The 13504-nt window shown below is 41.3% G+C and carries 13 protein-coding genes and 1 pseudogene; 3 read left to right on the top strand and 11 right to left on the bottom strand.

Annotated features, from left to right (window positions below):
• The first annotated feature begins 85 nt into the window (after positions 1-85).
• A complete protein-coding gene (locus ACJYYY_RS05180; RefSeq protein ID WP_035313098.1) occupies positions 86-772 on the top strand; it encodes a DsbA family oxidoreductase in 687 nt (228 codons plus the stop codon).
• A gap of 54 nt (positions 773-826) precedes the next feature.
• Here ACJYYY_RS05180 and ACJYYY_RS05175 read toward each other — a convergent pair whose 3' ends face one another.
• From ACJYYY_RS05175 to ACJYYY_RS05160, 4 genes are all read right to left on the bottom strand, one after another.
• Complete coding sequence (locus ACJYYY_RS05175; RefSeq protein WP_051456790.1) at positions 827-1132, bottom strand: metal-sensitive transcriptional regulator; 306 nt, start codon at positions 1130-1132, stop codon at positions 827-829.
• Positions 1083-1382, bottom strand: a complete 300-nt coding sequence (locus ACJYYY_RS05170; protein WP_035313095.1) for a rhodanese-like domain-containing protein — start codon at positions 1380-1382, stop codon at positions 1083-1085. Before ACJYYY_RS05170 ends, ACJYYY_RS05175 begins: the two co-directional genes overlap by 50 nt.
• Entirely contained in the window at positions 1379-3025 is a 1647-nt protein-coding gene (locus tag ACJYYY_RS05165; protein WP_035313093.1) for an FAD-dependent oxidoreductase, read from the bottom strand. Before ACJYYY_RS05165 ends, ACJYYY_RS05170 begins: the two co-directional genes overlap by 4 nt.
• Before the next feature lie 142 nt (positions 3026-3167).
• Complete coding sequence (locus ACJYYY_RS05160) at positions 3168-3758, bottom strand: ECF transporter S component (RefSeq protein ID WP_035313124.1); 591 nt, start codon at positions 3756-3758, stop codon at positions 3168-3170.
• A gap of 234 nt (positions 3759-3992) precedes the next feature.
• Here ACJYYY_RS05160 and ACJYYY_RS05155 point away from each other — a divergent pair, with 234 nt between their 5' ends.
• Positions 3993-4871: a LysR family transcriptional regulator substrate-binding protein gene (locus tag ACJYYY_RS05155; RefSeq protein WP_408869196.1), complete on the top strand. Its 879-nt coding sequence runs from the start codon at positions 3993-3995 to the stop codon at positions 4869-4871.
• Between the two features lie 384 nt (positions 4872-5255).
• Here ACJYYY_RS05155 and ACJYYY_RS05150 read toward each other — a convergent pair whose 3' ends face one another.
• From ACJYYY_RS05150 to ACJYYY_RS05120, 7 genes are all read right to left on the bottom strand, one after another.
• Positions 5256-6146, bottom strand: coding sequence for an ABC transporter permease (locus tag ACJYYY_RS05150; RefSeq protein WP_408869195.1), 891 nt, complete (start codon positions 6144-6146; stop codon positions 5256-5258).
• A 4-nt stretch (positions 6147-6150) separates the two neighbouring features.
• Positions 6151-7101 carry an ABC transporter permease gene (locus tag ACJYYY_RS05145; RefSeq protein WP_035315189.1) on the bottom strand — a complete coding sequence of 317 codons (951 nt, stop codon included), beginning with the start codon at positions 7099-7101 and terminating at the stop codon, positions 6151-6153.
• Positions 7102-7176: 75 nt separating this feature from the next.
• The gene (locus ACJYYY_RS05140) at positions 7177-8742 is read right to left on the bottom strand and encodes an ABC transporter substrate-binding protein (protein WP_035315191.1); all 1566 of its coding nucleotides are present in this window, start codon (positions 8740-8742) and stop codon (positions 7177-7179) included.
• Between the two features lie 153 nt (positions 8743-8895).
• On the bottom strand, positions 8896-9552 hold the full coding sequence (locus ACJYYY_RS05135; protein ID WP_084038770.1) for an alpha/beta fold hydrolase: 657 nt from the start codon (positions 9550-9552) through the stop codon (positions 8896-8898).
• A 15-nt stretch (positions 9553-9567) separates the two neighbouring features.
• Positions 9568-10791: a Y-family DNA polymerase gene (locus ACJYYY_RS05130; RefSeq protein WP_408869235.1), complete on the bottom strand. Its 1224-nt coding sequence runs from the start codon at positions 10789-10791 to the stop codon at positions 9568-9570.
• Positions 10792-10819: 28 nt separating this feature from the next.
• Entirely contained in the window at positions 10820-11173 is a 354-nt protein-coding gene (locus ACJYYY_RS05125; RefSeq protein WP_051457016.1) for a hypothetical protein, read from the bottom strand.
• Positions 11174-11366: 193 nt separating this feature from the next.
• Positions 11367-11903 carry a TetR/AcrR family transcriptional regulator gene (locus ACJYYY_RS05120; RefSeq protein WP_035315192.1) on the bottom strand — a complete coding sequence of 179 codons (537 nt, stop codon included), beginning with the start codon at positions 11901-11903 and terminating at the stop codon, positions 11367-11369.
• Between the two features lie 165 nt (positions 11904-12068).
• On the opposite strand from ACJYYY_RS05120, the pseudogene ACJYYY_RS05115 reads away from it, so the two are divergent.
• Positions 12069-13460, top strand: a pseudogene (locus tag ACJYYY_RS05115) (DHA2 family efflux MFS transporter permease subunit).
• The last annotated feature ends 44 nt before the right edge of the window (positions 13461-13504 follow it).

Genomic DNA, 13504 nt, shown 5'->3' with positions numbered 1-13504 from the left:
TTGCATTTTCATTAAAATCCGCTACAATTTACCTTGTAGACTTACTTTTAGGAAGTGACTATTATAAACAAAGGAGATGTTAATGATGAAAGTTGAAATTTGGTCTGATTATGCTTGTCCGTTTTGTTATATTGGTAAACGCAACTTCGAAAATGCTGTAGGTGATGACAACTCAATTGAAGTGGTATATCATAGTTATGAATTAGATCCAACGGCTCCACTTGAATTACGTGGTAACATGAGTGAAATGCTCGCCGAAAAATATAACGTCTCTGTTGCTGAAGCAGATAAGATGAATGCAAATGTGATTAATATGGCAAAAAGTGTTGGTTTGAATTATGATTTTGATAGTATCAAACCAACGAACACCTTAAAAATGCATCGTTTGAGTCATCTTGCTCGCGAGCTGGGCGTCGAACAACAATTAAATGAAATCGCTTTTGACGCTTATTTTACTAAAGGTGCCTATTTAAACGACAACGCCACTTTAATTGGTTTTGCCCAAGCTGTTGGAATTGCTCCCGAACAAGCCGAAGCTGTACTCAACTCAGACGCTTATACAAAGAGCGTACGCGCTGATCAACAAGCTGCAAAAGACCTCGGAATCACGGGTGTCCCTTACTTCTTATTTAACGAGAAGTATGCCGTATCTGGTGCTCAACCCATCGAGCAATTTAAAGCTGCGATTGCCCAAATTAAAGCAAAAGAAGAACAACCAGTTAAACTCGTACCTGATGCAGCCGATTGTGCGGATGATTCTTGTCAAATTTAATCGCCTAACGTGAAAGGAGCAAGCCAATAAATGGCTTGCTCCTTTTTTGTAAAATTAACGGCTCTTCACAAGCAAATCAATCGCTTGTTGAATGCTTTCTTCCGAGCTAATGCCCGTCGACATATCAGTTTTAACACAGTCGACTAAATTTTCAGCAACGATCAGTCCCATCACACGGTCAATACTCGAACGAACCGCCGATAATTGTGTCACGACATCCTTACACTCTTTTTCGTCGGCAATCATTTTCAAAATCCCTTTTAATTGGCCCTCTGTTCGTTTCAAACGGTTACTTATTTTAACATCGTATTTATTCACTGACCGTTTCTCCACGCCAAGCTGACATACCACCGAGTACATTTGTCACTTCAAAACCTTCTTTGTCTAACAACTCACAAGCACGGGCCGAACGACCGCCTGCAAGACAAATAACGTGATAGGCTGTGTCTTTGTTTAGCTCGGCTAAATTTTCACTAAGAACAGATAAGGGTAATGACTGAGCCCCTTCGATATGCCCGTTGGCAAATTCATCGTCTTCACGTACATCTAAGACAACGACCTCGCTTGTTTTTAATGTTTGTTCGAATTCTGCCATTGTTGTTGCTTTCATTTGTATTCCACCTTTTCTGATTGTATTTGGGCGTATAAATGATACGCACCATCCAAGTTATAAACCGTATATCCCTGTTGTGTTAATAGACGTTCTGCGATATAGCTGCGTAATCCCGTTTGACAACTTACGATCAAGGTCGTTTCCTTTGCAATTGTCAACGGCTGTTCGCGGATCGCATCAAGCGGATGATTCAATGCACCTACAATATGACCTTTAGCGAACTCAGCAGCACTTCTTACATCAATTAAGACAGCACCACCTGCTACTTTCCCAGCCAGTTCATGCCATTGAATGGGCTGAGTAAGTCCTTCACTGATATTCATACCCACATAGCCCGCCATGTTAACAACATCTTTTGCTACGCCAAATGGTGGTGCATAACTAAGTTCTAACTCTGGTAATTGATCAATCGTTAGCTTCGCATAAATTGCGGTTGCTAACACATCAATTCGTTTATCAACACCCGCTTGGCCAATTGCTTGTGCACCATACAGTTGGCCATCATCCTTATTAAATAGAACTTTTAGTAAAATACCCGTTGCATGCGGATAATAACCAGCATGATTTTTGCCCATCACATGTAACACCTGATAGTGATAGCCTAAACGTTTTAAGTCACTCTCATTTAAACCTGTCGCTGCAACGGTTTGTGAAAACACCCGTACAATTGACGTGCCAAGCGTCCCTTTAAACGATCGCGATAACCCACTCATCACATCCGCCACAAAGCGTCCTTGACGGTTAGCTGGTGAAGCTAAGGCGAGCAACGACGCTTCTTTAGAAATTAGTTGCGGTACTAAAATCGCATCACCAACCGCAAAAATATCCGTCACCGTGGTTTCAAACTGTTCATTAACAATGATACCGCCATCTTTACCGAGTGCAATCGGTGTTTTTTCCAAAAAGCCCGTCGCTGGTTTAATACCTGCCGCGATAATTAAAGCGTCACAAGCAATGACACGTCCGTCATTTAAAATCACTTTTTGATCGGCGGTAATGGCTGTAATCTGCGTTTTCAAATGCAGTTCCACCGCTTGTTCACGTAATTCTTGTTCAACAAACACCGCCATTTCTTCATCGACTGTGTTCAATACGTGCGCACTGCGGTTAATCAAGTGAACCTTAATGCCACGATTCGTTAAACTTTCACTCATCTCTAAGCCGATGTAGCCACCCCCTATCACAGCAATTGTTTGAGGCTGCTCCCGTTCGATAAAAGCCGTCACTGCATCGACGTCCGCTACCGATCGCATCGTATATGACGGCAGATTACTTAAACCTGATAGTGGTGGTATGGTTGCTTGACCTCCCGGTGACAATAACAACTTATCATAGCTTAACTGATATTCCTCCGTCGCTGTTTTAACGGTCAACGACTTTTGATACGATTGAATCCCAACGACTTCACTGTTAACCCGAACATCTAAGTTGAAACGGGCCTTTAATTTCGCTGGTGTTTGCACGAGTAAATCCGCTCGTTCTGTTATTTCACCAGCGACATAATAAGGTAATCCACAATTGGCAAACGAAACGTAAGCCCCCTTATCGATAATAATAATTTCAGCCGTTTCATCCAAACGACGTAAACGGGTTGCCGCCGACATTCCACCAGCCACACCGCCAACAATTACATAACGCATGTTTTATTCTCCTCTTTCTTTACATGAACTGAATTGACTCAACTTCTTAATTATACCCTTGGGGGTATAAAATGCAAGCAAAAAAAACAGTTACTTAGATCGCAACTGTTTCAAACGGTTATTATTCCTAAAAAAGACACCTTTATTTTTTCCAACGCGCAAGCAATGGTCGTGCGATAATTGGTACCACGATTGCCGCGAAAACAGCTTCGAGCACACCGTTCGTACTGATAATTACCATCAAAGCACCTAATACTTGATCAACATCCAGTTTGATGAAATCGGCATACACTTCTTTGTAGAAGATAAAAATGAGTCCCAACACAAGAATCGTGTTGACAGCTGAACCAATAATGGCTGAAATAGCTAATGAGAGCGATTGATTCAGCTTTAGCTTGGTAAAGGCCATATAAGCATAACCTGCTAATAAGCCAATTAAAATACGCGGCAGTACCGAAATTATCGGATTGACGAATACTAATGGCGCAAGCGGACTCGTCGGTGCGACATAGGCTCTAATAAAGACAATCATGCCCCAAACCCCACCAACAATTGCTCCGTCTTTTGGTCCTAAGACGACCGCCGCAATAATGATGGTCACAGGGATGATCGTCACGTTTAAGACACCCAATGGAATATAACCTAAAAACGGTACAAAGGTTTGTATAATAATAATCGCTGTTAAGACACCTAATAAGGCTAAGCGTAAGGTTTTATTTCGTCTGTTTTGCATCGCTTGCATTCCTCCTTTATAAAACTAAATTATAACGTATTATTTACTTTTGCGCTATCTTAACTAAAGCTTGTTTCCCATTAGAGCATCACGAGAGAGATTAACCACTGTTAATTCTAACTTTCTTCTTTAATGCACTACCGCAAGTTGGTTGACGATAGTTCGCTTTTAGCCTATCATTAACTATCGGTAGTAACACTAACTACTATTTAAACACCGGGAAGGGGATCCCAAATGAATACAAAGGAACTAATTCATTTTACTAAAACGGTACAACATTTACGTCAATTTGGAGATTACTATCAAAAAGAGATTATTTCTGAATATGCACCTGCGATAAAACAACTCGAAAAAAAAATTGGATTTGAGCTGTTTGAATATAATATGGGCAGTATCCGCCTATCGGATAGCGGCTTAACCTTTTATGAGACAGTCGAACCCTTTACACGAATTTTGATTTCAGCTCAATCAGTCAATCAGCCATTAGTCATTGCTGGTTCGGTAACCCAATGCCTCTATCGCCTACCACAAATCATGGCAAATGTTACGAAAGACATGTCAGAGTTACCGATTACCTTTAAAGAAATCGGCTCTCCGTTAGAACTTGAAAAACAACTAGAAAATGGCACTATCGATAACGCTATTTTCACTGATATCACTGTAAAAAGCGAACATTTATCAGCCGATAAAATTCTTAGCGAAAAAATCGTTCTCGTTTGTGCACCAAGCGCCTCATTAGCAGGTGCTCAAAACATTCGCTTCCATCAACTTCAAAAAGAAACCTTTCTTTTTTGTGATAAACATGAGGCTTATTACCGCCTTTTTAAAACGATTGCTAACAACTATCATCTGGAATTCGCACAAAATCACGAGGCCTCATCGATAGAAGAAATCAAACACTTTATTATCGAACGCAAAGGCATTGCTATATTACCCGAAGCAACCATCGCGTCCGAGTTAGAGTCACAATCGTTAGCGGTTGTAGATTTAAATGAAAAGTTACCATTAATGTCGACCTTTATGATTACGAAAAAAGGCGCTCAAACAGCGCAACAAACGAAACAACTCGTCGACGAACTCCATACACATCCTTTTAAAAAGAACGGAAAGTGAGTTGTTAGACTCACTTTCCGTTTCAGATTGTAGACAAAGTCTAAACAGACTTCATTTTCTTTGTAATGCTATTACAGTGACTTTGTGTACGAGATGATAAGACTGAATAGAAATGTTGTTATATCCTCTCGTTTAATCAGCTAACTTCTATGATATTTCATGGAAAAGTAGCGACGGGAAATAGTCGCTCTTCTTTTCCATTCCAATATCTTTAAAGTTGAACGAGCTGATTTTACTTTCGTTCTAGTAGGAAACACGAGCCTTAGAGGTGAGTGTACAGATGGTACTCGACTCCGATAAGGCGAGGCATTGACGACCTAGAACAGCGTTTATCTTCAGTCTGGAACGGACAGTGAGTTGTTAGACTCACTGTCCATTTTTCTTTTAGCGACTCATTGCCTTTCGAAAGACATCACCTAAAATATTAAAAGCTAAAATCGTCAATAAAATAAATAACCCGGGAAACAGCGCTAAATAAGAGGCATTCGCCATAAACCCTTGCGCATTATTAAGCATACTTCCCCATGAAGCGTTGGGTTGTTGCACTCCGAGCCCTAAAAAACTCAAAGCCGATTCCGTCAAAATCGCACCGGCGATATTAAGTGAGGCCGCTACTACAATAGATGGCAGCGCATTGGGAATAATATGCTTAACAATAATACGCATCACATTTGCACCCGATGACTTCGCATACAAGACAAATTCACGCCCTTTTAACGTTAAGGTTTCCGCCCGCACAATCCGAGCCACGTCCATCCACGAAAGCAGACCGATGATAATAATAATATTAGCGATGCCCGGTTTTAAATACGCATTTAAAATCATCAATAAAAAGAACGATGGAATCGACATAAAAATATCCAAAAAGCGCATCATCAAATTATCAATCACGCCGCCAAAGTAGCCACTAATTGTGCCGGCCAGCGTCCCTACAACAATCGCAATAACCATCGATAATAAACCAACAGTCATCGAAATACGACCGCCATATAAGACCCGTGTTAAATAATCGCGGCCATGATCATCGGTCCCAAACCAGTGACTCGCACTGGGAGGCATTAAACGTTCCGTCGCTGACAGTGCATTTTGATCATAAGGTGATACAAAAGCAAGCAATGATGCCACCGTTAAAATAACTAACACCGAGAGTGCAAACACAGCCCGTTTATCATGTAACAAATAGCGCCATGTGCTGCTATGACGTACTACTTGAACATCACCAGCTTCTTTTAAAAAGCCTTCATTATGTTTTTTAATAAATTCAAAGCCTGACATTCACTCACTCCTTTCCGCTAATTCGTGGATCAATAATCGTATAGGCAATATCGGCTAACAGATTACCAATAATTAATAACAACGCCGAAAAAAGGGTGATTGCCATAATAACAGGGTAATCTAATTGGAAGATGGCATTGATGCCTAAACTCCCCATTCCTGGCCACGAAAAAATACTTTCAGTAATAAAAGCGCCACTAATAATTTGCGGCAATGACATACCGAGAAGCGTAATAACGGGTAACAACGCATTTTTCAATACATGGTATGCAAGCACACGCAACTTTGATAGTCCTTTGGCATAGCCGAACAAGACATAATCTTCTTTCAATTGGTTGATGGTGTTACTCCGTACATAACGGTAATACGAGGCGCAGCCTTGAAAAGTCAAGGTAACCACTGGCAGAACAGCATGCCACACCATATCTTTAAAGGAGTTTTCACCAATCGTACGCATACCAAGGCTAGGAAACCATCCTAGCTTAATCGAAAAGAAATTAATCAAGAGCATACCAAACCAAAAAACTGGAATTGAAATCCCAACATATGATAAACCATTCAGTATTTTATCAATCCAAGTATTTTCGTAAGCGGCAGCGATCAAGCCAAGCGGAATCGCTAATATTAAGGTCAGTACTAATGACGTTCCCATCAAACCGAGTGTGGCAGGAATCCGTTCAATGATTTGTTCGAGTACTGGTTGGCTGTTAATAATTGAGTAGCCTAAGTTTCCTTGGCAGAGATTGACTAACCAGCGGAAATATTGAATATAAAGCGGTTGATCAAGACCGAGACTTTGACGAATCCGTTCGACATCCGTCGGATTCATATCTGGTGTCACGAATGAATTGATTGGATCCCCTGGTGCTAATTTAATGAGGGCAAATGAAATAATAGAAATCACCACTAACATCGGAATCATCTGTAAAAGTCGTTTAACAATCGTTGTGCGCATGATTTGACTCCTTTCGATACACAAAATAAAAACTGGTCACCAACGAGTGGGCGACCAGTCCTTGCTGACGGTTAATTATTTAGCACGTTCTAATTTAGAAAAATCTTTAAACATTGATACGGGTTGCGGTGTAGCAGCCTCAACACCTTTGAAACTCTTGTCTAACGCCAATACGGCATTATCGTATGAAATCGGGTAAATAACAGCGTTGTTGGCAATGTTTGACTGCACGTCTTCATAAATAGCTTGACGGACTTTGTCATCACTCGTTACGGCCCCTTTTGTAAACAGTTCATCTAGTGTTTTGTCATGGTTGTTGCTGTAGTTGTATGGTGAGTCACTTAAGAATAAGCTTGTGTAGGCATCCGGATCATTACCCATAATATAACCATTAAGCGCAAGTGAGTAATCCTTATTGTCGCGATCTAAGGTAATCGTACTTAAGGCATTTGGATCCGTTGGTTTCAATTCAAGTGTGACACCAATTTTTTTGTACTGTTCTTGAATGTATAGAGCCATACTCTCTTGTGATTTGCTATTGTTCGAGTAATAAACAGTTAATTTAGTTCCTTCTTCGTAGCCACTTTGAGCAACGAGATCCCGGGCTTTTTTGATGTCATTATCGTATGTTTCGACTTTATCTGTGAAATACTTTGTGTTCTCAGTTAAGAACGAACTTGCCGGTTTCGCATAGTCAGCTGAACCGTAAGCCGAGTTAATTAAACTTTTTCGATCAAGTGCATAGGATAATGCTTGACGTAATTCTTTTGATTTTAGAGCGGTTTGATTTTGATTAAACGCAATGTAGCTTAAACGATTTTCGGGATACGTAATAATTTCAACATCACTCGCGAGTTCAATCGAATCACGATCAGCCGGTTGAATCGCTTTTAAATTAATTTCACCATTTTGTAATGCAAGATTGGCGGCATTTTGATCTTTTGTAATGCGAAACGTCAATTTAGCCAGCTTCGCTTTGCCATCAAAATAGTTATCAAATCGTTTCAATGAAACGTATTCGCCTGTTTTATATTCAACAAAGGCAAATGCACCTGAACCGACTGGTTTTTTATTTTTATCGCTTTTTTCAATATTAGCCACACCCGCAAACAGATGCTCTGGGATAGGATAAAAGGTATTCAATGTTTCGGTGAAAGCTGGCGCTGCTGTTGGTAAAGTGAATTTAACTGTTGTCTGATCAAGCGCCTCGACTTTCAACGGTTTGCCATCAAAGACAAATTTACTACGATTAGGTGAATGTTGTTTTTCATCTAAAGTTGATTCCACTGTAAAGACAACATCCGCAGCTGTTAATGGTTTGCCATCATGCCATGTTAAGTTTTCTTTCAGTTTTACAGTATATTCAAGGCTACTAGCAGAGACAACTAGGCTATCTGCTAACGCTGGTTTGCCATCAATTTCCCAAAAGAGTGGTGCATAAAGTGCTTGTTGCATGGTTAATGTGACACGATCTGAGGCATAATTCGGATTTAGCACACTCGGTTCACCCGCTACACCAATAATGATTGAGCCGTCTTTCTTCGCTGATTCTTTGTTGCTTGTTTCTTTAGTTGCACTACCGCAAGCTGCTAAAACCACCGCAAAGATTGCAATCAGCGTTCCTACAAAAAACTTTTTCATTTTGACTTTCCCCCTTAAGCACATTGGCTTACCGTTTTTTAATCCTTAGTGAACTACTATGAATTAAATCTAACTTACCGCGATTCCACCTATTTGTCAAGTCCAGTTACTTCATTTAGCGATGCTTTAATGGCACGTGCTAAATCGGCGGGATTATCTAAGGTCATTGAATGGCCCAAACAGATAGCTTTTCGGGCCGCTATAACCATACAAGATGTCATGCCAAGATGGGGTCTGCCCCTCAACAGCCGCTCGCGAGATCTGATAGGCGGCGACCGGTATCCACGTGGTAAAACTAGCCGCCCAATCTTGTTCAACTGTATCTGCTGCTAATTGGGCGGTTTGTATCACTGCCTCAAATCCACTCGTTATAAAGGCACCTTCCGTCATAGCCGCAATAACCACGGTTGTTTCACCGCCACCGCTATCTAAATTCGGCTCTGCTAGAATCAGCTGACGACAGCTATCAGGGGCTAAATCGATCATAGTAAATGCAATCGCCCCACCTAAACTATGACCATATAAAATGACTGGTCCCAATTGCATATCCGTGATGAAATCAATTAAATACTGCGCATGCGCCTCGATGGCATAAGCAAAATTTAGTGGTTTATCACTATAACCAGCTCCTAGTAGATCAATCATAATGCGGCGATGTTCACTGAGACAGGGAGTCTGTGCGACTTTTGGGTAATCAAATGAGCCGGTACATCCTAAACCGTGTATGAAAACAATCGGCGTTTCGGTTCCAGGTAAATCGGTGTATCGTAGTTTAAAAGTTATCTCTCTAATCGTATATGTTTGCATCATTCGTCCCCCCTTTAGTTAATGCCCACCAACTAAACGCGAGCGTTTAAGCGCAGTTGCGCCTTCTGCCAAACTGCTGGCATGCATTAAGGCTTGGTAGCCATATTTTGCTTGAATACCATCAATTGTTTTTTCTAGTCTTGTATCTTTTAATAAGTCATTGACTGGCTCAAACAAATCGAGTTGTTCGACCTGTGTGCGACTCACCTTGCCACAAGTCACAGCAATCCGCCGTACTGGACCTTGCTGATAATGTTGTTTAAATAAACTTAATGCCACTTCTTTCAAAACCTTTGTGCGATTTGTTGCCACCATCGTTTGCTGCACATGAAAGCCTACGACGTCACTGTGTTTTGAATAAGAAATACTCAGCTGCATGACGGAACTCGTGACGTGATGACTGCGCAAGCGCGCCGCTACTTTTTCGATCATTTCACGAATAACAATTTGTATCTCCGCTGCTCGATTGTAATCACGCGTTAAAATTTGTGAGGTGCCATAACTTTTGTCGATTGGAGCTACCCGTTCACTCAAAATCGAGTAATCAATCCCGTGGGCATGATAGTACAGCTGTTCACCCATTATACCGAGTTTTTTGCGCAACTGTCGTACATCTGCTTCTACTAAGCTAGCGATGGTGAATATTCCCATCTGTTTAAGGTTTTTTGCGGTGCGAGCACCAATACCCCACATCGCCGTTAACGGCTGTATCCGTCTGATGTTTTCGACATGCTGATAACCCCAATACGCACGGTAAGGCTCGTTTTCTTTGGCTTCATTATCCAACGCTAGTTTTGCCAACAGGGGATTATCACCCATTCCGACACACACCACGAGACCCAGTTCTTCGTACACAGCGGTCTGAATCGCATGAGCGATTGTTTCGGTTGTCCCAAATAAACGATGTGAGGCTGTCACATCGATGAAGCTTTCATCAATACTATAAGGAAACCAGTTGGCATCATCGGTGAAGCGCTTAAAAATCGCATTGACCCGTAGATTCATTTTAATGTAGTCCGCCATCTGCGGTTCAACAATAATAAGCGGCCAGTCTGGCTTCAGTTCAAACTTGCGTGTGCCTGTTTTAATGCCGTATTCAGCCTTTGCCCGAGGTGAAGCCGCTAGCACAAGGCCTCCATTGGTATCACCTCGACTCATTACCACCAGCAGACTTTCGAGCGGATGCAAACCTCTACGCACGCTTTCGACACTCGCAAAAAACGATTTACAGTCAATACACATCACATCGCGCTTCGGGAGCTTGCTGTAGTCAATCGCTACCATTTACCGTATCCTCCGCTTCTAATTGTTCAACGTGCCAAATATCGTCACTGTTGATGACGTACTGATTGGCTCCACTTACCAAATAGATTAGATCGCCATTAAAACCAATCACTTGACCACAAATAGCTGATTGATAGGCACCATTGATTCTTATGTTTGATTGAATCCGCACGGGCTGATAACTGAGCCAACTGCGTTCTAATTGTTGACTGATGACTTCACTTGTTTGTTGTTCTTTGACGTTGATGGGCTGTTGTTTGCGGATGTGCGCTAACGCCTCATTATGTTCGCTTAAAAAGAAACCTTGCCACTTCAACATTTTTCGATCATTATAGATCATCCTTACACCTCCAAAAACAGAACGTTTGTTCGCTTTTTATTCTACACTATTTTTTAAAGATATTCAATTACATAAAAAAACACTCATTATCTAAAATGAGTGATGCGTTTTATTTTGAACATAAAGGAATAGTCGCGACGTGAAATAATCGCCTTCATTTCTCTTCCAAGCTGTTTGCTTTCACTTTTATTTGTCAACGATACATTTTTTCAATCTCAGCTGCAATATAGGCTGAGCTATACTGTAACCCTGCTTTTAGCCACCACATAATAATCCCGACGAGGGAGGCTGTCTTAATATCGATATCGACAAAGCTGTTAGCTGTTGGTGTTTCGAGTTGGTCGCGACGAATGCTAATAATCGTTTTCATCGCATTAAACAGTTGGCTTTCAAACTGTTCGGTTTGAAACAGCACAAACAAATAATGACGTTGTGTATGTAAATAATCAAGCAACTGTTCGAGTCGTTCTTGCCGTGATAACCCTTCTAGTTCAATGATTTTAGCGATTTTTGTATCTATTTCAGCCAGTATCTCCTTCATCAATGAGCTGACTAATGCCTGAATATCTTCATAGTGTAAATAAAAGGTCGTCCGATTAAGTCCTGCTGCGGTCGCTACTTGTTGAATCGTTAACTTTTCAACCGAAGTACCTGTTTGTAATAAGCTAATCACTACCTTTTTTAGCATTGCCTTTGTGCGCAATGCCCGCGGATCTGATTTTCTCGTCATTTAAAGACCACCTGTCTATCTTTGTTTATTTCATCGACAGTTTGCTCGATGATGTTGCTTACTCTACATTTGCCACAAAATCGTTGCTAGCATTAGCCTTTTTTTTCTTTATACTATTTCGTAGACACATTGTCTATAAAATAGTATAACTGAAGGAGTTTGACAATGACAAACGATATCCCCTTACGCACTAAAAAAATGTTACTTTTCATTATGATTATTGGTTGTTTCTTCTCGACCCTTAACCAAACGTTGCTCAATGTGGCCTTAACCGACCTCATGCGTATTTTCGAAGTAAAGGCTGCCACGATTCAATGGTTAGCTACTGGTTTTATGCTTGTGAATGGTATTTTAGTCCCTTTGACGGCCTTTTTAATGAAACGTTTTTCGACCCGCCAATTATTCATCACCTCCATGTTTTTCTTGTTTCTTGGTTCCGTTATTAGTGCCGTTGCTGTTAATTTCGGTATGTTGCTGACAGGACGAATGGTGCAAGCGGCTGGCGCTGGGATTATTTTACCGCTCATGATGACCGTCATCCTGTAATTGTATCCCCAAAATGAACGGGGAGCTGTTATGGGGAAAATCGGCTTTGCAATTATTTTTGCCCCAGCAATTGCACCGACACTCGCTGGCTTTGTGATTGATTACGTTTCATGGCGTTGGTTGTTCATCGGCATGATTCCCATTTCACTCCTTATTATCGCTTTAGCTGTTAAATACCTTTTTAACGTTGGAGAAACAACCGCAGCTAAATTGGACATCACTAGCGTGCTCCTATCGACCATCGGTTTCGGCCTCGTTTTATTTGGTTTTAGTAGTGCTGGTAGCCGTGGTTGGAGTGATAGCCTTGTATTAGGCGCGATTAGCATCGGCTTGATTGTGACTGTGTTCTTTTGCCTTCGTCAACTGCAGTCGTCAGAGCCATTGCTCAACTTGAACGTTTTTAAGTATAAAATGTACAGCATGACAACGATTATTAATGTCGCGATTACTATTCTAATGTATGCTGATTTAATTTTATTACCAATGTATTTGCAAACAGGTCGTGGCGCTACTGCCTTACAAGCCGGCTTACTCTTGCTCCCTGGTGCAATTATTAACGCCTGCCTCTCACCTGTAACAGGGCGTCTCTATGACAAGGTCGGTGCCAAACCACTGTTTATGATTGGTACCTTACTCATCGCCTTGTCGATGTGGATGGTGACTGATTTAAGTGTAACGACAAGCTTCATTTACATTATTATTCGTACTGTTATTTTACGGATTGGCCTTAGCTTCATTAGTATGCCGCTTAATACTGCTGCCCTCAACACCTTACCGATCGAACTCGGTTCACATGGTTCAGCGGTGAACAACACAGTGCGACAAGTGGCAGGTGCCATTGGTACAGCCGTCGTCATTACTATTTATACGATGCAAACAACCGCTCACCTCCCTGCTCAATTCGCTCAAATTAGTGGTGCTAGCGATACGTACATGTGTATGTTTATTTTAGCCTTGATTGCCTTTGTGATTGTTTTATTCGTCCCTCGCAAAGTAAAAACAACTGACTAACGCGTTACTTACCTACCTTGTGCTTAGCAGTTAGCACCAATAAA

It is taken from the genome of Brochothrix campestris (assembly GCF_046058945.1).
GTDB classification, from domain to species: Bacteria; Bacillota; Bacilli; order Lactobacillales; family Listeriaceae; genus Brochothrix; species Brochothrix campestris.
The sequence above is the reverse complement of the archived record's forward strand: the minus strand, read 5'-3'. Positions and strand labels throughout refer to the sequence as shown.

Bases quoted from the DNA above. Each gene is read 5' to 3' on its own strand.
- ACJYYY_RS05165 (WP_035313093.1), bottom strand. From the start codon at position 3,025: ATGCGTTATGTAATTGTTGGCGGTGTGGCTGGTGGAATGTCGGCGGCA.
- ACJYYY_RS05140 (WP_035315191.1), bottom strand. From the start codon at position 8,742: ATGAAAAAGTTTTTTGTAGGAACGCTGATTGCAATCTTTGCGGTGGTT.
- ACJYYY_RS05175 (WP_051456790.1), bottom strand. From the start codon at position 1,132: ATGTACTCGGTGGTATGTCAGCTTGGCGTGGAGAAACGGTCAGTGAAT.
- ACJYYY_RS05170 (WP_035313095.1), bottom strand. From the start codon at position 1,382: ATGAAAGCAACAACAATGGCAGAATTCGAACAAACATTAAAAACAAGC.
- ACJYYY_RS05160 (WP_035313124.1), bottom strand. From the start codon at position 3,758: ATGCAAAACAGACGAAATAAAACCTTACGCTTAGCCTTATTAGGTGTC.
- ACJYYY_RS05130 (WP_408869235.1), bottom strand. From the start codon at position 10,791: ATGTGTATTGACTGTAAATCGTTTTTTGCGAGTGTCGAAAGCGTGCGT.
- ACJYYY_RS05120 (WP_035315192.1), bottom strand. From the start codon at position 11,903: ATGACGAGAAAATCAGATCCGCGGGCATTGCGCACAAAGGCAATGCTA.
- ACJYYY_RS05125 (WP_051457016.1), bottom strand. From the start codon at position 11,173: ATGATCTATAATGATCGAAAAATGTTGAAGTGGCAAGGTTTCTTTTTA.
- ACJYYY_RS05155 (WP_408869196.1), top strand. From the start codon at position 3,993: ATGAATACAAAGGAACTAATTCATTTTACTAAAACGGTACAACATTTA.
- ACJYYY_RS05180 (WP_035313098.1), top strand. From the start codon at position 86: ATGAAAGTTGAAATTTGGTCTGATTATGCTTGTCCGTTTTGTTATATT.
- ACJYYY_RS05135 (WP_084038770.1), bottom strand. From the start codon at position 9,552: ATGATGCAAACATATACGATTAGAGAGATAACTTTTAAACTACGATAC.
- ACJYYY_RS05150 (WP_408869195.1), bottom strand. From the start codon at position 6,146: ATGTCAGGCTTTGAATTTATTAAAAAACATAATGAAGGCTTTTTAAAA.
- ACJYYY_RS05145 (WP_035315189.1), bottom strand. From the start codon at position 7,101: ATGCGCACAACGATTGTTAAACGACTTTTACAGATGATTCCGATGTTA.